Genomic DNA, 17,262 nt, shown 5'->3' on the forward strand with positions numbered 1-17,262 from the left:
TATTATGATGAGGGAACACACGATTGAAAGCGCGAAAATGCGCGTTCATCAACTGAGAAATGAGATCAATCAACATAATCATGCATATTACGATCAAGATAGACCTGCGATTACAGATGCAGAGTTCGATGCGCTTATGCAAGAACTTAAGGGGTTAGAAATTGAATTCCCTGAACTCGATCATGTGAATTCGCCGACGCATCGCGTAGGTGGAACTGTTTTAAGTGCTTTTCAAAAGGTCACGCATACCATTCCACTTTTGAGTTTGGACAATGCGTATAATGAAACCGACTTAATTGCCTTTGATCAGCGTATTCGCAAAGAACTCAATCAACAAGTAACGTACACAGTAGAATATAAAATCGATGGATTGACCATCGCAGCACTTTATGAAGAAGGTCAATTGGTTCGCGGCGCAACTCGCGGAGATGGCGTAACAGGCGAAGACGTTTCAGAAAATGTAAGAACGATTCGGTCGCTTCCGCTACAGATTGATATGCCTGGGACGCTTGAAGTGCGAGGAGAAGTCTATCTCTCAAAGGCGAACTTTATCAAACTCAATGAACAGCAAGACCTTTTGGGAAAAGAACCATTTGCCAATCCTAGAAATGCAGCAGCAGGTTCGGTAAGACAACTGGATTCTAAAGTGGCCGCAAGCCGTTCGCTGGATGTATTTGTCTTTGATGTCATTCAAGGTGGTGAGACATTAGGGGCAAGTTCGCAGACGACGGCGTTTGAGAAGTTGTCAAATCTAGGATTTAAGACGACGCATCTCGTGGAGTTTCAATCTATCGAAGAAGTCGTGCTTTACACACAGAATATGGTAGAACACCGACATCAACTGCCATACGAAATTGATGGATTGGTGATAAAAGTCAACGATTTTAACCAGAGAAAATTGCTTGGAAGTACTGCAAAAAGCCCGAGATGGGCAATTGCATATAAATTCCCAGCTGAACTTGCCACGACCACTATCAAAGAAATACAGGTACAAGTGGGTCGAACCGGAGTGATTACGCCGCTTGCAATCTTCGAACCCGTTCGAGTAGCGGGTTCTGTTATTAGCAAGGCAACGCTTCACAATCAAGATTACATCGATGAAAAAGACATTCGCGTTGGAGATACGGTTTTTGTTCAAAAAGCAGGCGACGTGATTCCAGCTGTTGTGAAAGTCGATTTTGATAAGCGCCCGGTGGATTCTGTTGCATTTCAATTGCCAAAAAAATGTCCTGTATGTGGAACTCAGACGATTCGAAATGAAGGCGAAGTTGCACTAAGGTGTGTCAATGAAAACTGTCCTGCAAAAATAAAGCGACTTTTAATGCATTTTGTATCGAGAACAGCGATGAATATTGATGGATTTGGAGAAGCATTAGCAGAACTTTTTATTGATCAAGGCTTAATTCAGTCCATTGCTGATGTGTATACGCTTGAAGCGCATCGATCAGAACTCATGCATTTGGAAGGATTCGGCGAAAAATCATTAGACAATCTATTTACAGCAATTGAAGCGAGTAAAAGCAACGATTATTATCGATTGGTTGTAGGCCTAGGCATTCCGTTAATTGGAGAAAAGGCAGCGAAAACACTTGCAAAGCATTTTTCAACGATGAAGGATTTGCAAGAAGCAACAGTTGAAGAGTTGACTCAAATAGATGAAATTGGCGATAAAATGGCACAGAGTATCGTCAGTTATTTTGAGATGCCCGAAAATCGCATGCTCTTATCGCGTTTTGTAGAATCAGGTGTCAATATGACCTCAAAACAAACTCAGGCTGTGAGGGGCATTCTCGCGGGTAAAACGCTTGTTGCTACAGGTACTTTGGCTCATTACTCTCGTGATGAAATCAAAGAGACCATCGAGCAACATGGCGGTAAGGCAGCGGGGAGTGTTTCAAAGAAAACAGACTATGTGATTGTGGGTGAAAATGCGGGTTCAAAAGCAGATAAAGCCAGAGAACTCGGCGTGACAACCTTATCAGAAGAGGCGTTTAATGCTCTGATTGGCAAAAATCTATAAAACACACAAGTCAAATGATTTCAACAAAATGATTTCAACAAAATGATTTCAACAAAATGATTTCAACAAATATAAGCCGTTTTAACGAGAAAAATCGGTAGAATTGAGGGCGAAATATGAAAATTGGCAAGCTTAAAAATGAAGATCTAGTAGGTGCTGTTTTTTCTGAAATTAAACCGGTTCGAAAGGATATTTTGATCAGACCTGGTGTTGGTGAAGACTGCGCAGGTGTTGAATTTGGAGATTATGCCTGTGTTTTGACGACGGATCCTATTACAGGAAGTGGTTCTCAACTTGGTCATTTAGCAGTTCATGTCTGCCTCAATGATATTGCATCAAGTGGAGCTGAACCTGTAGGTATCTTGTTGACGCTTTTGTGTCCTGAGGGCACATCGAAAGAAACCATTCAATCCATTCAAAGAGAAGCGAACCGCGCAGCAATCGACATGAATGTTGAGATTATCGGGGGCCATACAGAAATTACATCTGCTGTAAATCGTTTGATTGTTTCTGCAACAGCAGTTGGAAAAACGTTTAAAAATCAGTTGATTCATACTGCCGGTGCCAAACCTGGCGATTATTTATATATGACCAAACAAGTAGCGACTGAAGGGACAGCCATCATTGCTCAAGATCAATCGGAAGTGTTAAAAGAAATTTTGAGTCCACACGAGCTTGAAACTGCCCAAAATTTCATCTCTCAAATTAGCGTTGTACCAGAGGGGAGAATTGGCGCAGCAGTAGGCGTTCATGCGATGCACGACGTTACCGAAGGTGGTATTTTAGGTGCGGTACACGAAATGTGTGAGGCGAGTCAAGTGGGCTGTCGCATATATTGGAATCAGTTAAAAGTCGACCCAATTACTGAAAAAATCTGCAATCATTTTCATTTGAATCCGCTGCAACTGATATCCAGTGGCTCAATGTTGATGTCGGTAGATAAACAGTTGGCTGGAAATTTAGAAAAGGCGCTTATTGAGGCAAATATTTCTTATGCCAATATTGGATACATCACAGAAGAACTGGAAACTCTGCTCGTTATGGGAGAGGGCGAAAGTGCCGTTTATGAAGTGATAGAGGCGCCTAGTGCAGACGAACTTTATAAAGTTGTTAAATAAGCGTATTCGTTAAAACAAATTTGAAAGGATAAAGGCATGACGGTTATTTTGAATCACAAGTTGAAAGCAGTTATAAAACAATTGATCTGTATCGTGCTCATCGTAGGTTTACTTGTTGTGAGTGTCCCGTATCAAGTGACGTTTGCAAATAAATTTGCAGAGTTTGAAACGGTTGAGTTAATAGATCAGATGACGGGAACTTCGGGGCTTTATGAACCTGTTAATATCATGATTAAAGGCGAGGATATCTTTTCGGATGCCCCTGGAATCATCATTGGCGGGAGAAGTTTAGTGCCGATTTCTGCGATTTTAAAAGAGTTGGGCATTCAATATTCGTGGAATGCACAAACGCAAGAAATTTTGTTTTCAACTCAACAAAAATCCGTCGTGATGCAAATAAATAACGCGACTGCCACTGTAAATGGTAAAAAAATTACCTTGCCGGATGGCGTTGCACCTAAAATTATGACGTATAAGAGCATTTCCGGTGAAGCAATTAGTCGGACGTATGTGCCGCTTAAATTCGTCAGTGAAATGTTGGATTTGAGTGCTTCGTGGATCGATGCGACGAGAACGGTTGCAATTAATGAAAAACCACAAAGTTTGACGGGTATGCGATTTTCCATGCCAACGGGATATCCAGAGATTCGTTTAAAAATGACAGGTGAAGCAAAGATTACGTCGTTTGTTGTGGAGGGAACTGAGATTGGCGGTCAGGATAAGTTGGTCGTTGAGTTTCAAAATACTCAGTTAAAGCCCCCTTCAAATGTTAAGATGACCAATCAAACGTGGACTCAGAAATTGACGAAGGAGAGTTTTAGTAAATACTTACTTGAAGATCCTCAAATTGAGAAAGTGGAACTGACTCAGTCCAGCAACAATCCATATACGACGCGTTTGACGGTTTATCAAGATGCCAAGCGAGGTCATGATATTTTTTACGATGCAAAGACCAAAGAGTGGGTCGTTCAATTTGTCAACGTCATGAACGAAGTAAAAATGGAAGAAATTTATAGCACCAATACAATCGTGATTGATACCAGCGAGACGCCTACTTATAATGTGGACATCAACAATCAACAAATAACCATTGATGTTCTCAATTGTAACCTAAAAGCGAATAATGGTGCATTCCAAGTACTTCCGATTTCAAACGGAAAAATTGAAGCAGTAGCCTATCAACAACTCAATACCGCCAATAGTGATCTATACGATCCTTCGATGGACGTTACGAGAGTGATTATTGAACTCAATAAGAAAGTCTCCTATGAGGATTTCTATGTGGAAGCAAGAGGCTCACAAGTGCTTGTATACGTAACAGATGAAGCGATTTATAATTTTGACTACGTCAAGCAAAGTGACGATAAAAGCCGAATGACGGTTAAATTAGAGTCTGCTTTCACTTATGAACCAACATTTAATAAAAGTACACGTCAGTTGACCGTGGAGATTCCCAAAACAAAGGTGGCACTTGGGGCCTTTGTGCAAGAGGTCAACGACAACATCGTTGAAAAAATGACAGTTACAGAAAAAGCAAATACGTATCAAATCGATATTATCCTCGGTGAAAATACCAGTTATAAAAAAATAGTATCAACGAATGAAATTAAACTTGAATTTACGAATACAGTGATTCAAAATTCTGAACATAAACAAACGCTCATCGTGATAGATGCTGGACACGGTGGTAAAGATCCAGGTGCCATAGGCACAAAAGGACAAGAAAAAAATATGGCATTAAAAGCAGCTTTGATGCTTGAAAGTGAGCTTAAAAGTCTAGGTTTTAAAGTATATATGACCCGTAGTACAGACGAGTACGTCAATCTATATGATCGAGCGACAATGGCAAACAACTTAGATGCAACGTTATTTGTCAGCATTCACATCAATGCCTTTACAAACTCAGCAACATCAGGTGTTGAAGTGCTTTATGGCGACGAATCCATGACGAGTGATAAAGGACTTGCAAAGAGCATTCAGACGGAGCTCGTAAAGGGACTTGGTGCTTTTGATCGAGGGATTGCGAGTTTACCGCGTCTTGTGGTTTTAAGAGAAACGAAGATGACTTCCGTATTATGCGAACTTGGTTTTATTACCAACCCAGATGAGCAAGACAAATTGTTAGACGATCAATACTTGTTAAAAGCAGCACAAGCTATGGCGCGTGGTATTGTTAGTTTTATGAAGTAATGACAAAGGTGTGACCGATCAAGTAATAACGGATTGATTGGTCGTACGACAAAAAGGAGAAAAAATGAGAATAGATGGTAGAGAAAATAATGAGTTAAGACCGGTGAAAATCACGAGAAATTTCATTGTTCATCCTGCAGGATCTGTCTTAATTGAGATGGGGCAAACGAAAGTGATTTGTACAGCGACAATAGAAGAAAAAGTTCCTCCGTTTTTAAAAGGTGCGGGTTCGGGTTGGGTGACTGCTGAGTACGGCATGATTCCAGGCTCTACAGGACAACGAAAACAAAGAAATACAAAGGGAATCGACGGAAGAAGTCAAGAAATTCAGCGTTTAATTGGTCGTTCGTTACGCGCCATTGTCGATATGAAAAAGCTTGGAGAGAGAACCATCTGGATTGATTGCGATGTCATTCAAGCGGACGGTGGTACGCGTACTGCATCGATTACAGGTGCTTATGTTGCGCTTTGTGATGCAGTACAGACCTTGCTTGACGCGGGGCTAATCGAAGAAAATCCCATCATCAGCTCGGTCGCTGCAGTGAGCGTTGGCGTTGTTAATGGAGAAATCCTTTTGGATTTATGTTATGAAGAAGATTCAAGTGCACATGTGGACATGAACCTCGTCATGACGGGTGAAGGAGAATATATTGAGATTCAAGGAACTGGTGAAGAAAGACCCTTTACACGTGCTCAAATGAATGAGTTGATGTCGATGGCAGAACTGGGTATTCAAGCGTTGACAAAAGCGCAAGAAGACGCGTTAATGGGCTGATAAACGGATGTAGTAAAGTATCGTTTTGATGAAGAGTATGATGTGTGAACTGTTGCAGGTGTGCAGCACAAGAAAGTGAGGATTCACCAATGGAAAAAAGACAACTGGTATTGGCATCGGCCAACCAACATAAATTGAAGGAAATACAGGCGATTTTAAAGGATTTTGGATTTGAGCTCATAACCATGGATGAAGCGGGATATGGCGATGAACCGATAGAGGAAAATGGTGCAACTTTTGAAGAAAACTCTTTGATCAAGGCACAAGCAGTTCTAAATAAGTTGGGAATCATGTCTTTGGCAGACGATTCGGGTTTAGAGGTTGATTATTTGAATGGTGCCCCAGGGGTTTATTCAGCTCGATTTGCCGGCGAGCCTAAATCAGATGCTAAAAATAATGACAAACTCTTACAGTTGCTACATGGGGTTGCAGAAGAGAAAAGAACGGCTCGTTTTGTAACGGTGTTGACGTTGCTATTTGAAAATGGTGATTCGCTTGTTGCAAGGGGAACTGTTGAAGGAATCATTGGTTTCGAACCGAAAGGGACCAATGGATTTGGTTATGATCCTTTGTTTTATGTGCCCAAATTAGGGAAGACTTTTGCAGAGCTAAGTGAAGCTGAAAAGAATGAAAATAGCCATAGAGGGAATGCGCTACAAATCTTGAAAGGAATGATTGTGGCTTATTATGAGAATTCTAATTGTTAGTGACACGCATGGGCTTGTTGAGCCTGTCTTAGCGTTTATCGAGGAATCTTCAAGCCGTTTTGATGAAATTTGGCATCTGGGGGATTTCTATAAAGATGCTGCAAAAATCCACAAAAAAACAGGCATTCACGTCCAAGCAGTCAAAGGCAATTGTGATATGATTTCCCATGTTTCCGAGGATCTAATCCTTGAGATACACGGGAAACGCATCCTTTTGACGCATGGTCACGTTTATAATGTCAAAAATTCCATGTTACGCTTGCATTTTAGAGCAATTGAAGCTAAAATAGATATTGTGTGTTTTGGACATACGCACACAGTCGCATATGAAACTGAATCGGGTATTACGTATTTTAATCCGGGTTCAGCCTCTACACCTCGGCAAGGAAATCCTCAAACAGTCGGTATTTTAGAGGTTTATGAGGATCATTTTGAGTTAAAAATTGTCCCGATAAATATGAATAAACTGTAAAAAAACTTTTGAAAAAAATATCTGCAAAAAGGTTGACGCATATAGTCAATTCATGTATAATAAAATTCGTCAGTTAACGACGGGGTGTAGCGCAGTTTGGTAGCGCATCTGGTTTGGGACCAGAGGGCCGCGGGTTCAAATCCTGCCACCCCGACCATTCGTGCGTTCGTAGCTCAACTGGATAGAGCACCGCCCTTCTAAGGCGGGGGTTTGGGGTTCGAGTCCCTACGGACGCGCCATTTATTTACTGGCGAAACATCATATGGCGGCTGTCGTCAAGCGGTTAAGACAAAGGACTGTGACTCCTTCACACGTGGGTTCGATTCCCATCAGCCGCCCCATTTTTATTGGGGATTCGCCAAGCGGTAAGGCAACGGACTTTGACTCCGTCATTCACAGGTTCAAATCCTGTATCCCCAGCCATTTTTACAGGGTCCATTAGCTCAGTCGGTAGAGCACCTGACTTTTAATCAGGGTGTCCCGCGTTCGAATCGCGGATGGATCACCATCTTAAAGGGTCGCTTTGATAAATAATCGGGGTGGCTTTTTTTATTTGCTAGTGCTATAATTGTTATAGCAGTGTGCATCCTTAGCTCAATCGGATAGAGTAGCGGACTTCGAATCCGTTGGTTATGAGTTCGAATCTCGTAGGGTGCGCCACCTAAAAAAGTACCAATATCTCAAAAGGATATTGGTACTTTTTATTTTGATCACCTTGTCTAATGGTGAGTGGTATTTTTAATGTGTATTGAGTTGAATCAGCGCCAAGACGAGCTTTGCAGTAGCGACTAAATCCGCGATTCTCAAATGTTCTTCAAGTGTGTGCGCTTTTCTTTCGCCAATTCCTAAGTTGATTGCCTTGAGACCGTTGGCATTATAGATATTGGTATCACTTCCGCCGCCTGTTGATGCAGTAAATGGTTTAAGTCCGATATTATGACAAGCTTTTACTGCTTTTTGTACGATGACATCCTCTTCGTCGACATTAAATGCGGAATACATACGCGTTACTTTTGATTCCACTTGAGCGCCAAATTCGCGTGCTGCTTCCTCAAAACAAGCGACCATATGAGCAGATTGTCTGTCGAGTTTTTCATTTGATAAACTTCTTGCTTCAGCAATGACGACCGCTTCGGCAGCAACGATGTTGGTGACGGTACCGCCTTCGATTCTTCCAATATTGGCAGTTGTTTCATCGTCGATTCTCAAGAGGTTCATCTTGCTAATAGCTGTACTTGCCACCATAATGGCGCTAATCCCCTCTTCTGGACACACGCCAGCATGTGCAGGCTTTCCGATCACTTTAAACTCTAAACGATCCTGTGCGGGTCCTTTGACGATAATCTGCCCAGGTTCTCCACCGCTATCGAGCACGAAAACTTGTTTGGCATTGAGTTGATCGAAATGAACGTTTTTAGCCCCGTGTAAGCCACCTTCTTCATAAATGCTAAAGACGATTTCGATATCGGGATGAGGTAGTTCACGTTCCGTAATCACTTTCATCGCTTCTATAACTGCAGCAATTCCCGCTTTGTTATCACCACCTAAAACAGTGGTGCCATCGCTATAGATAACTTGCTCGCGGATGACGGGTTTGATGTCGACGCCTGGCGATACAGTATCCATGTGGCAGCTAAAAAGGATGGTTTCACCAGAGGTGTTTCCTTTGAGTTTTGCGATGACGTTGCCAGAATTGCTTCCAACTTTTTCACCCGCATCATCCATTTCAACAGTAAAGCCTAACTTGTGAAGTTCTCCTGAGATAAAATCAGCAAACGCTCTCTCTTGCTTTGTTGGACTTGAAATTCTGACGTATTGCATAAATGAATCGACGATTCTTTGCTCGTTTACCATATTTCCTCCTGTTATCGAAAAGACATATTGATATGATTAATTTTAATACAATCTTTGACATAACTCAAATGTATATTGCGATTTAGAGTAAATTTACAAGCGAGTTTCGCTCTAGGCTCAGATGTATCAATTGCTAGAGGAAATAAGTCGTTTTTTTTATGAAACTATTGTGAGAATGACAAAAAAATGTCATAATATTAATATTCTGTAACAATCAAACGCACAATTCGCCTCTTAATTAGACACACGAATTGATTTTAAAACATTTGATGAGTGCTAGAGGAGTGTTGGAAAATCGCAGAATCAATCCCTAAAAAATGATTTTTTTATGGTAAATTTACAAATAAATCTGTATAATTAAACTCAGGTGATATTATTGGCTAACAGGAGGAGTTACATGATCAAGTTTAAGAAAGAAAAAGAGGATTCTGAGTCAGAAGTAATTGAAGAAAAACCACCAAAACGGGAAAAAAGACCTAGACGCGAAAAACAACCTAAAGGTGAAAAGTCGGATTTAGGACTTAAAATAAAGAATTTCTTTAAAGGTGAAGGCGAGTCAGATTATGAATCTGACGGCAAAAAACGATTCGATTTTGGATTTAAGAACTGGAAAATTCGAAATAAAATCCTCGCTGGATTTACAATTATCATTTTATCATTGATCTACATTACCATCTCTTCTTATAGTTTAATTTCGAAAGTTGCAAATTCATATTTGCCAATTATTCAAGATCAAAGTGAAATTAGTTTAGCCGTTCAAAAGATGAATTTAGCACAAAGAGACTTTATGATGGTCGATCGTACCAATGAAGATTTCTTTAAAGATGCTTCGAAACTCCCAGAAGGGGAAGTGTTACAGACTGAAAGAACAACGGCATTTGCGGATAATTATAAAATCGCTAGCGAAAAACTGAAAGAACTTGCAAATGAAAAATTCATTAAAGACGATAAAGCACTTTTGAAAAGTGTTCAGGAACTACAAGCTGAAGTAGATAAGTATAAAGAAAACTTTGAGAACATTCATGTAAATGTTCAAAAACGTGGATTTGACATGTATGGTATCGTTGGTCAAATCGATAAAATGCGTAAGCAATTAAAGACAAAGTTATCGACATTACCTGAAGATAAGAATTTAACTCAAGCAATTGCAAATCTTGACATTGCACATGTGAATTACCTTTATACACAAGAAAAACGATTTATGGAGCAAATCAAAGATCAGTTGAGCTATCCAAATACTCAAGTGGCTTTAGGGGAATATACAGATAGTTACAAAGCGGATTACAAAGAAATCGCCGATGGTTATGTGGCTATTTTCACAGAACTCGTTGCGCTTGATGATACCATTGGACGTGATGAAACAGAAGGTTACTTTGGTGCATTGGCTGAGTCAAGTAAAAAAGTAGATGAAATTAGTAATAAAATGATCGAAAATTTAGATAGCCAATTGAAGAGCTCTGTAGCTAAGGTCATTGGAGTTCTCATTATTACAGTACTCATCATCATCGCATTGGCAGTTGGATTTGCAGTGTTACTCGCAAACATCATTTCAAGACCAATTCGAAATGTGAACTTAATGCTAGAAGATATTTCAGAAGGCGAAGGCGATTTAACGAAGACTTTAAATATTCAAACAAAAGAAGAGATGGGTACGATGGCGATGCTCTTCAACAAGTTTGTTTGCAAAATCAAAGAAGTTGTGGTTCAAGTTAAAAGCAGTTCAAGTACGTTAACGAACTATACTGACGAGATTCACGATGCAATTGAACAGGCAAACGAAAGTATCGAACAAATTAGTGTCGAAGTTCAAAGGATGATCGACGGCATTCAAAACAGTGCAAGTGCTGTTGAAGAGACAACTGCGAGTATTCAAGAACTTTCAAGTAGTGCACAGATGATTTCGAAAGAAGCGACTATGGTTGCTACGGATTCTGAACAAGTTTTATCGGCGTCTAAACAAGGTGTTGATAAATTAGTAAGCGTTGTTCAAAGTGTGGAACAAGTGAAAGTATCTTCTGAATCCATGGCAACAGTGATTGACACGTTAAAATTGTCATCAGAAGAAATCGTCAGCATCGTCAATATCATCAATTCCATTGCTGAGCAAACATCCCTCTTGGCACTTAACGCATCGATTGAAGCGGCGCGTGCAGGTGAACATGGTAGAGGATTCTCCGTGGTTGCAGATGAAGTAAGAAAACTGGCAGAACAAAGTAAAAATTCTGCATACAAAATCAACGATATTATCAATCAAATTTCAACGCATATTCAAGGTGCAAGTGTGACTATGACGAAAGAGAAAGCATTAGTGGAAAAAACGGTTAAAGAAGCATATGATACCAATGTAAGTTTCACTAAAATTCTTGAACTCATTGAAGGCATCAATAAGAAAATTTCAAATATCAGCCACGGATCTGAGCAACAATCTCAGATTTCAGAAGAAATGGCAAAAGCAGTGGATGGCTTATCAGATATCATGCAAGATAATGTTCAATCATCAGAACGCATTGGTATGAATATCGAAAATCAAGTGGCAACATTTGAAGAAATCGCTGCAAGTATTACGGAGCTTAAAAATATGGCGGGTGTTCTCGAAAGCGAAACCAACCGATTTAAAGTGGAAAACTAAAAACACCACCTAAGGCATTTGTGTCCATGAGATACAAATGCCTTTTTTCTTGAAAAACCTGGTCGCCTGTTATATTCTATTAAGTAGGATTTCATTTGAAGAGGTATAGTATGCAAATAATAGAAGCATTTTTACACGTATTAGACGCCAGCAGTGACGTTAAGTTGTTATCGGAAAAACCCATGCAACTGGATCTAGAGATCATGGACTATGCAGGTAAACACATCGAAGGTTTTTTCGAGCATTTAGATATTTCCACTTCAGAAATAAGTGCGGCACAAAAGATCACTTCTTCTCTCATGGATTTTAAAGAAGTGGCTTTAGAGGTAGCAGACTTATTTTTCATCGCGATGCAATCATCAGAAGAGATTAAGCCTTGTGATTTAATGTGCTTAAAATTTGAACGCGATGGAATTGATTATATTGGATTTTTAAAACTCAATTTCAGAACGAGCTTTGCACATGCAGTTGAGCTTGAAGATCAGCTCATCATCAACAAAATCGTGCGTCAAGTGACGACTTTACCTTATAAATCACAAAAAGTCGAAGAAGGCTTTTTAATCAATTTGACGGATGGAAAAGTGTTGATTAAGGACAAGCAAGTGACGCTCGATGGGAATAAAACCCGTTATATTTCTGAAGCTGTACTTGGGATGAGAAGCGAACTGACAGCAAAACGCAAAATTGACTTGATTACAAAAACAGCGGATAAAGTCATCGAAAAATATGAAGATCAGCCTTTAATCAAAAGTGCCCAAGTAAAACGCATGGTCACAGAACATTTGGATGAAAGTGGAGAAATTGATGTACAGGCCATCGCTGCAAGTTGTTTTGACACAGAAGCAGCAAGAGAGTCCTATTTGAATGCCCTCGATGAACGCGGGATTGAACCTGCAACTATTGAAATCAATGAAGCACAACGAAAAAAGTTAAAGCGGACACAGAAAATCAAAACGGCAAGTGGGGTAGAGATCATCATGCCGTTTGAATACGTGTCGAGAAGTGAAAATTTTGATATTATCAACCATCCAGATGGTTCTGTGACAATAGAACTGAAAAATCTAGGAGAGTTGCTTTAGTGAACCCTATTTTGAAAGGAGTCAGCATGCGTCTTAATAAGTTTCTCAGTGATTCTGGCATTTGTTCCAGGCGAGAGGCGGATCGTCAAATAGAAGCGGGAAATGTTCTTGTAAATGGAAATGTGGCAGTTCTTGGTACGCAAGTGTCGACGCAAGATGAAGTCGTTTATTGCGGTAAAAAAGTCCAAGCGGTGGATGAAAAGGTTGTAATTGCACTTAACAAACCCGTGGGAATAGAATGTACATCAAGTTTAGAGGTGAAGGATAATATCATTACCTTCTTGAATTTTCCAACTCGCGTGTTTCCTGTCGGGCGATTAGATAAAAATTCAGAGGGGCTTATTTTGTTGACAAATGACGGCGATTTATCCAACGGAATTTTGAAAGCTCGATTTTATCATGAAAAAGAGTACATCGTCACTGTTAACAAGGCGATTTCTAAAAAATTTCTCCATCAAATGGCAACAGGTGTTTCCATCCTCGATACAGTGACTCGCCCTTGCGAGATTCAAAAAGTGGATGAGATGACATTTAAGATTATCTTGACCCAAGGTCTCAATCGTCAGATCAGAAGAATGTGTGATGCACTCGGGTATGAAGTGATTAAGTTAAAACGCATTCGGGTATTAAATATACAACTAGATGATTTGCCTTTGGGTAAATGGCGCTATTTATCTGAAACTGAGTTAAAACAATTAAGGCAAATGGTGGCGGAAAATAATCCGGAAGCATTTTAGCGTTAAGACTTAGGGAGTTTGAGCCGATAATTTAATTGATTGAAAGTAGAATGGAGTGAGATTATGCTAAATGCTTATATCATAGCGGGTATAGGAACTTTAATCATATTCCTCATGGTTGAAAGTTATAAAAATATTCGTCAATTCTTGATTTTTAGGCGCGTACGAGAGACGATACTCGTTTCGACGTTTAATTATCTAAAAGCGACGCCAAAAGGATTTGTCGATTTACCAAGACTGAGATTTTTACTTATGGAGAAGCTCGTTGAAATTAAACTTTCATCTTGGGTGAAGGACATTTCAATTACTTGGCAATCTGTGGATGTGATTCAATTTGTATTTGAGTTAAAATTCGAGAAATTTCAACCGAAGTATAAATTTATCATCGGTTTAAAAGATGTGGAAGAAATTGCAGACAAAATTAAATAAGGAATGTGACACGTATGAAGAGAGTATTTGTATTTTTACTATTTGTGATTGTCGTGTATTTGGGATATACCATATTTGATCACGTAACAGAACCCGTAAAAATTGAAACTTATGAATTTAATTTCGATGAGATGGATAAGGAATTTTGGCTTGTTAGTGCGTGGGATGAGTATAAGCGCAACTACGATCTGATTGCTCTTAAAAATGGCATATTAGAGCTGTCTTATGATGATGGTGGCGCAGTTCCTTATATGTTAAGTCGTCCAATTGAGCTTCAAAGCAATGACGTGCTGACGGTCACTCGACGCGTGAAATTAAAACATGGTCCCAATGTGTTTGCAGGTGGGTTTGCCTTTTATCAATCTGAAGATTTAGAACTTGTTCCTGAAAGAGCAGATGGGTCTTGGTCCTCAGCACTGGGGGATGGTGTTGTTCTCGTGGAGTATTCATATGACTTGGTTAACGAATCTACAAGACCTGGAAAAGATGTTTTTAGACTCTTAGCAGCGGATTGGGAGTACAATAAAAATTATAAAATCATTACGCCGATTTATGATGAGTGGTTTGAAGAAACGTTGATTTTTGATAGAAGAACCAATCACATCACATATAAAATCAATAACGATGAGTACAAACTCTATAGCTATAAACTCGACAAAAGTGCCATTCGCATTATGATGCATCCATATGGAACTGGAAGTGGTAACTCTGTTGAAATCGACTGGGTTAAAGTCAAAGTGGAAGATAAAAGCTCTAGAGGCGATAAAAATTAACCGGATATAATCTAAAACGGAGGCGTAAAAGCATATTCTATGAAAAATCGGAGATTAGATGATTCGGAAAATGAAATTGTTCGTAGCGAGTTTATAGATCAATCCATGGATGAGACCATGGATCAATCGATAAACTCAAATCCTGTAGATGATGAGAAACTCTATGAAAAAGGGCTCAATTATGCCCTTTATTTATTGTCTCTTAAAATGTACACCGTTTCAGAAGTTCGAAGTAAATTGGCGAGTAAGGCTTATCCGAAGATCGTTGCCAATCGCATCGTAGATTATTTGCTTGAATGCCGATTTTTAGATGATTTAACGTATACGGAGACGTTAATACGCAGTAAACAAAGTCGATATGGCGCTTATCGAATGAAACAAATGCTCTACCGAAAAGGGATCTTGGAAGACCTGATTCAGACGGCATATAACAACCTTGAAGATGAAGGCGAGCTCGTCTCAGCCGAGGAAACGGTTGACGAAATTCTGAATAAAAAAATAGCGAACACCAAAATTGATTGGGATCGCTTGAAAGTAGATTACAAGTATAAAGTGAGTATTTACAATAAACTGGCTTCATTTTTAGCTAATCGCGGGTTTTCCAGTGGCGTTGTTAAAACGGCGGTCAGTAAACGGCTTGCTGAGCAGTTCGTCGATGAATTTTGAGTTGGCATTATAGCTGCCATTGATAAACTCGACGTGTAGAAGTTCAAAATGCTTTTTAGCACGTGTAATACCGACATAAAATAGACGTCGCTCTTCTTCAAGGGCGGCGTTTTCTGTTGCTTTAAATCCTGGAAAAATCTGTGGATTGACGTCGATCATATAGACGGCGTCAAATTCAAGTCCCTTTGAGCCGTGAAGTGTGCTAAGGACGATGCGTTCTTCTGAGTTGTTGAAATTCTCTTGAAGGTACACTCTGAGTTCGGCGATTCTGTTAATAAAATCAAATCCACTTTTAAGAGGTTTTGCTATCGCTTTAAAGGCATCTAGACGGGTTCTGGCAAAGTTCATCGTCATCCCCAGTCGCTGTGCATTGTTTTTCAAATAATCGAGATAACCGAGTTCTGTCTCGATAAAATGAATGGCATCATAGGGTCTGAGATTCTTGAGTTTTTCAAAGTTTTCTTGGAACCGTTCTTGCGTGCGTGTTTGATAGTCTTCTAAAAAAGGAATTTCCACCAAAGTTGAAAAAATACTTCTGCCACGATTATTACTTTTCACGTAATTGACCATTTCTCTTGAAATGTAGGCATTTGTCTTGTAGGAAATTCTTAAAAAACTGTCCATATCTTGAGGAATGAGTGCGAGTGTGAAAAAACTCAATAGATCTTCCAACAGCCAGTGGTGAAATTCTTTCGTTGGCGCTTCTTTAATTTGAAAACGCAGCTGATGGCGCTCAAGAGCATCGATTACGCTAAGTGCAGATACGCGATTTCTAAACAGAATCGCTTGGGTCCCTTCGTTGTTTTTAAGTGCGTCCATTAAAAATTGATTGCGCGAAGGCAAATCGTCAAACAGCCTCACAAGGGGCTTTTCAACAGCTGGGAAAAATGGCTTCATGTCCTTATCAAAACGTTCTTGATTGGCCCTGATAATCTCAGAAGCAGTCTCGACGATATGTGCATCAGAACGGAAGTTGTGTGCGAGATAATACAGTTTAGCATTTTCAAACTTATTGGGAAAATCCAGTAAATACGAAGGATATGCACCGCGAAATCCGTAGATGGATTGATCATCGTCCGCTACCAAAAAGAGATTGTGTTCAGGGGTCAAAAGCATTTCAATGAGTTCAAACTGAAGTTTTGAAGTGTCTTGAGCTTCATCCACCTGAATATAAGTGTACTGTGATTGAATCCGTTTAAGCAATTCAGGATTTTTATCCAGTATGCGGATGGCACTGACGAGCATATCGTCAAAATCAAAGAGCTGGTGGTCGCGTTTATAAATATGATAATCCGCTGCCATTTCAAATGTATCTTCCCACTGAAAATCAGGTGCAGATTCAGGCTTTTTCCGTGAGAGCTTTAGATTGTAGATGAGGCCAATATGATTAGAAAGCGTCTCGTAATCGTCTTCTGAAAGAGGTTCGTGATGGTGTTTTTTATAGATTTCGTTGAGGACTTGGTACTTGAGGTTGCCCTCCTCGATGAGTTTCATGGTCGTATTTGAGTTTTTTAAATACGTTCTGTAAATGGAGTAGGCAAATTTATGAATGGTCATAAATTGAAAGTTGTAAGGTAAATGTCCAAATTGAGACTTAAAGCGTTGGCTCATATCATCTGCAGAGGCTTTTGAAAAGGTCAATGTTAAGATGGAATGTGGCGACACACCTTCTTTTTCTACGAGATGGATCAATCGATGTAATAATAAAGTTGTCTTGCCGCTTCCTGGAATCGCCAACGTCAGTGCTGGACCTTTTGTATGCTTTGATGCTTCAATTTGTGCCTCTGTAAGTGAATTTTTGCTCATTTTTACT

Annotated in this window: 14 protein-coding genes and 6 tRNA genes; 18 read left to right on the forward strand and 2 right to left on the reverse strand. The window is 39.7% G+C overall.

Annotated features, from left to right (window positions below):
* Positions 1-4 precede the first annotated feature (4 nt).
* The 12 genes from ligA (at position 5) to ACZ41W_RS12340 (ending at position 7,942) form a co-directional block, all read left to right on the forward strand.
* Positions 5-2,020 carry an NAD-dependent DNA ligase LigA gene (gene ligA, locus ACZ41W_RS12285; protein ID WP_464312278.1) on the forward strand — a complete coding sequence of 672 codons (2,016 nt, stop codon included), beginning with the start codon at positions 5-7 and terminating at the stop codon, positions 2,018-2,020.
* Positions 2,021-2,136: 116 nt separating this feature from the next.
* A complete protein-coding gene (locus ACZ41W_RS12290; RefSeq protein WP_464312279.1) occupies positions 2,137-3,138 on the forward strand; it encodes an AIR synthase family protein in 1,002 nt (333 codons plus the stop codon).
* A 36-nt stretch (positions 3,139-3,174) separates the two neighbouring features.
* A complete protein-coding gene (locus tag ACZ41W_RS12295; RefSeq protein ID WP_464312280.1) occupies positions 3,175-5,328 on the forward strand; it encodes an N-acetylmuramoyl-L-alanine amidase in 2,154 nt (717 codons plus the stop codon).
* A gap of 64 nt (positions 5,329-5,392) precedes the next feature.
* Positions 5,393-6,103 (forward strand): ribonuclease PH, encoded by a 711-nt coding sequence (rph, locus tag ACZ41W_RS12300; RefSeq protein ID WP_464312281.1) that lies wholly within the window; start codon positions 5,393-5,395, stop codon positions 6,101-6,103.
* An 89-nt stretch (positions 6,104-6,192) separates the two neighbouring features.
* Positions 6,193-6,810: an XTP/dITP diphosphatase gene (locus tag ACZ41W_RS12305; RefSeq protein ID WP_464312282.1), complete on the forward strand. Its 618-nt coding sequence runs from the start codon at positions 6,193-6,195 to the stop codon at positions 6,808-6,810.
* Positions 6,791-7,282 (forward strand): metallophosphoesterase family protein, encoded by a 492-nt coding sequence (locus ACZ41W_RS12310; RefSeq protein WP_464312283.1) that lies wholly within the window; start codon positions 6,791-6,793, stop codon positions 7,280-7,282. Before ACZ41W_RS12305 ends, ACZ41W_RS12310 begins: the two co-directional genes overlap by 20 nt.
* An 80-nt stretch (positions 7,283-7,362) precedes the next feature.
* A tRNA-Pro gene (locus ACZ41W_RS12315) sits at positions 7,363-7,439 on the forward strand.
* A 5-nt stretch (positions 7,440-7,444) separates the two neighbouring features.
* A tRNA-Arg gene (locus ACZ41W_RS12320) sits at positions 7,445-7,521 on the forward strand.
* A 26-nt stretch (positions 7,522-7,547) separates the two neighbouring features.
* A tRNA-His gene (locus ACZ41W_RS12325) sits at positions 7,548-7,623 on the forward strand.
* 7 nt (positions 7,624-7,630) lie between these two features.
* Positions 7,631-7,705, forward strand: a tRNA-Gln gene (locus ACZ41W_RS12330).
* 9 nt (positions 7,706-7,714) lie between these two features.
* A tRNA-Lys gene (locus tag ACZ41W_RS12335) sits at positions 7,715-7,790 on the forward strand.
* Positions 7,791-7,865: 75 nt separating this feature from the next.
* Positions 7,866-7,942, forward strand: a tRNA-Arg gene (locus ACZ41W_RS12340).
* Between the two features lie 78 nt (positions 7,943-8,020).
* Here the strand turns inward: ACZ41W_RS12340 and ACZ41W_RS12345 are convergent.
* Positions 8,021-9,136, reverse strand: a complete 1,116-nt coding sequence (locus ACZ41W_RS12345) for a M20/M25/M40 family metallo-hydrolase (protein WP_464312284.1) — start codon at positions 9,134-9,136, stop codon at positions 8,021-8,023.
* 397 nt (positions 9,137-9,533) lie between these two features.
* Between ACZ41W_RS12345 and ACZ41W_RS12350 the strand changes: the two genes are divergently transcribed.
* The 6 genes from ACZ41W_RS12350 to ACZ41W_RS12375 all read left to right on the forward strand — a co-directional run bounded on the left by ACZ41W_RS12350 (position 9,534) and on the right by ACZ41W_RS12375 (position 15,449).
* A complete protein-coding gene (locus ACZ41W_RS12350; protein ID WP_464312285.1) occupies positions 9,534-11,765 on the forward strand; it encodes a methyl-accepting chemotaxis protein in 2,232 nt (743 codons plus the stop codon).
* A gap of 110 nt (positions 11,766-11,875) precedes the next feature.
* Positions 11,876-12,844, forward strand: coding sequence for a nucleoid-associated protein (locus ACZ41W_RS12355; protein ID WP_464312286.1), 969 nt, complete (start codon positions 11,876-11,878; stop codon positions 12,842-12,844).
* A gap of 26 nt (positions 12,845-12,870) precedes the next feature.
* Positions 12,871-13,581, forward strand: a complete 711-nt coding sequence (locus tag ACZ41W_RS12360) for a pseudouridine synthase (RefSeq protein ID WP_464312287.1) — start codon at positions 12,871-12,873, stop codon at positions 13,579-13,581.
* Positions 13,582-13,644: 63 nt separating this feature from the next.
* A complete protein-coding gene (locus tag ACZ41W_RS12365) occupies positions 13,645-14,010 on the forward strand; it encodes a hypothetical protein (RefSeq protein WP_464312288.1) in 366 nt (121 codons plus the stop codon).
* A 14-nt stretch (positions 14,011-14,024) separates the two neighbouring features.
* Positions 14,025-14,783, forward strand: coding sequence for a hypothetical protein (locus tag ACZ41W_RS12370; RefSeq protein ID WP_464312289.1), 759 nt, complete (start codon positions 14,025-14,027; stop codon positions 14,781-14,783).
* Between the two features lie 39 nt (positions 14,784-14,822).
* On the forward strand, positions 14,823-15,449 hold the full coding sequence (locus tag ACZ41W_RS12375) for a regulatory protein RecX (protein WP_464312290.1): 627 nt from the start codon (positions 14,823-14,825) through the stop codon (positions 15,447-15,449).
* Here ACZ41W_RS12375 and ACZ41W_RS12380 read toward each other — a convergent pair.
* Positions 15,366-17,255, reverse strand: coding sequence for an ATP-dependent helicase (locus ACZ41W_RS12380; RefSeq protein WP_464312291.1), 1,890 nt, complete (start codon positions 17,253-17,255; stop codon positions 15,366-15,368). The genes ACZ41W_RS12375 and ACZ41W_RS12380 overlap by 84 nt on opposite strands.
* Between the last annotated feature and the right edge of the window lie 7 nt (positions 17,256-17,262).

This window comes from Fusibacter fontis, from assembly GCF_055378735.1.

Excerpts from the sequence above, each read along its gene's own strand:
- ligA (WP_464312278.1), top strand. The coding sequence starts at position 5 with ATGATGAGGGAACACACGATTGAAAGCGCGAAAATGCGCGTTCATCAA.
- ACZ41W_RS12290 (WP_464312279.1), top strand. The coding sequence starts at position 2,137 with ATGAAAATTGGCAAGCTTAAAAATGAAGATCTAGTAGGTGCTGTTTTT.
- ACZ41W_RS12295 (WP_464312280.1), top strand. The coding sequence starts at position 3,175 with ATGACGGTTATTTTGAATCACAAGTTGAAAGCAGTTATAAAACAATTG.
- rph (WP_464312281.1), top strand. The coding sequence starts at position 5,393 with ATGAGAATAGATGGTAGAGAAAATAATGAGTTAAGACCGGTGAAAATC.
- ACZ41W_RS12305 (WP_464312282.1), top strand. The coding sequence starts at position 6,193 with ATGGAAAAAAGACAACTGGTATTGGCATCGGCCAACCAACATAAATTG.
- ACZ41W_RS12310 (WP_464312283.1), top strand. The coding sequence starts at position 6,791 with ATGAGAATTCTAATTGTTAGTGACACGCATGGGCTTGTTGAGCCTGTC.
- ACZ41W_RS12345 (WP_464312284.1), bottom strand. The coding sequence starts at position 9,136 with ATGGTAAACGAGCAAAGAATCGTCGATTCATTTATGCAATACGTCAGA.
- ACZ41W_RS12350 (WP_464312285.1), top strand. The coding sequence starts at position 9,534 with ATGATCAAGTTTAAGAAAGAAAAAGAGGATTCTGAGTCAGAAGTAATT.
- ACZ41W_RS12355 (WP_464312286.1), top strand. The coding sequence starts at position 11,876 with ATGCAAATAATAGAAGCATTTTTACACGTATTAGACGCCAGCAGTGAC.
- ACZ41W_RS12360 (WP_464312287.1), top strand. The coding sequence starts at position 12,871 with ATGCGTCTTAATAAGTTTCTCAGTGATTCTGGCATTTGTTCCAGGCGA.
- ACZ41W_RS12365 (WP_464312288.1), top strand. The coding sequence starts at position 13,645 with ATGCTAAATGCTTATATCATAGCGGGTATAGGAACTTTAATCATATTC.
- ACZ41W_RS12370 (WP_464312289.1), top strand. The coding sequence starts at position 14,025 with ATGAAGAGAGTATTTGTATTTTTACTATTTGTGATTGTCGTGTATTTG.
- ACZ41W_RS12375 (WP_464312290.1), top strand. The coding sequence starts at position 14,823 with ATGAAAAATCGGAGATTAGATGATTCGGAAAATGAAATTGTTCGTAGC.
- ACZ41W_RS12380 (WP_464312291.1), bottom strand. The coding sequence starts at position 17,255 with ATGAGCAAAAATTCACTTACAGAGGCACAAATTGAAGCATCAAAGCAT.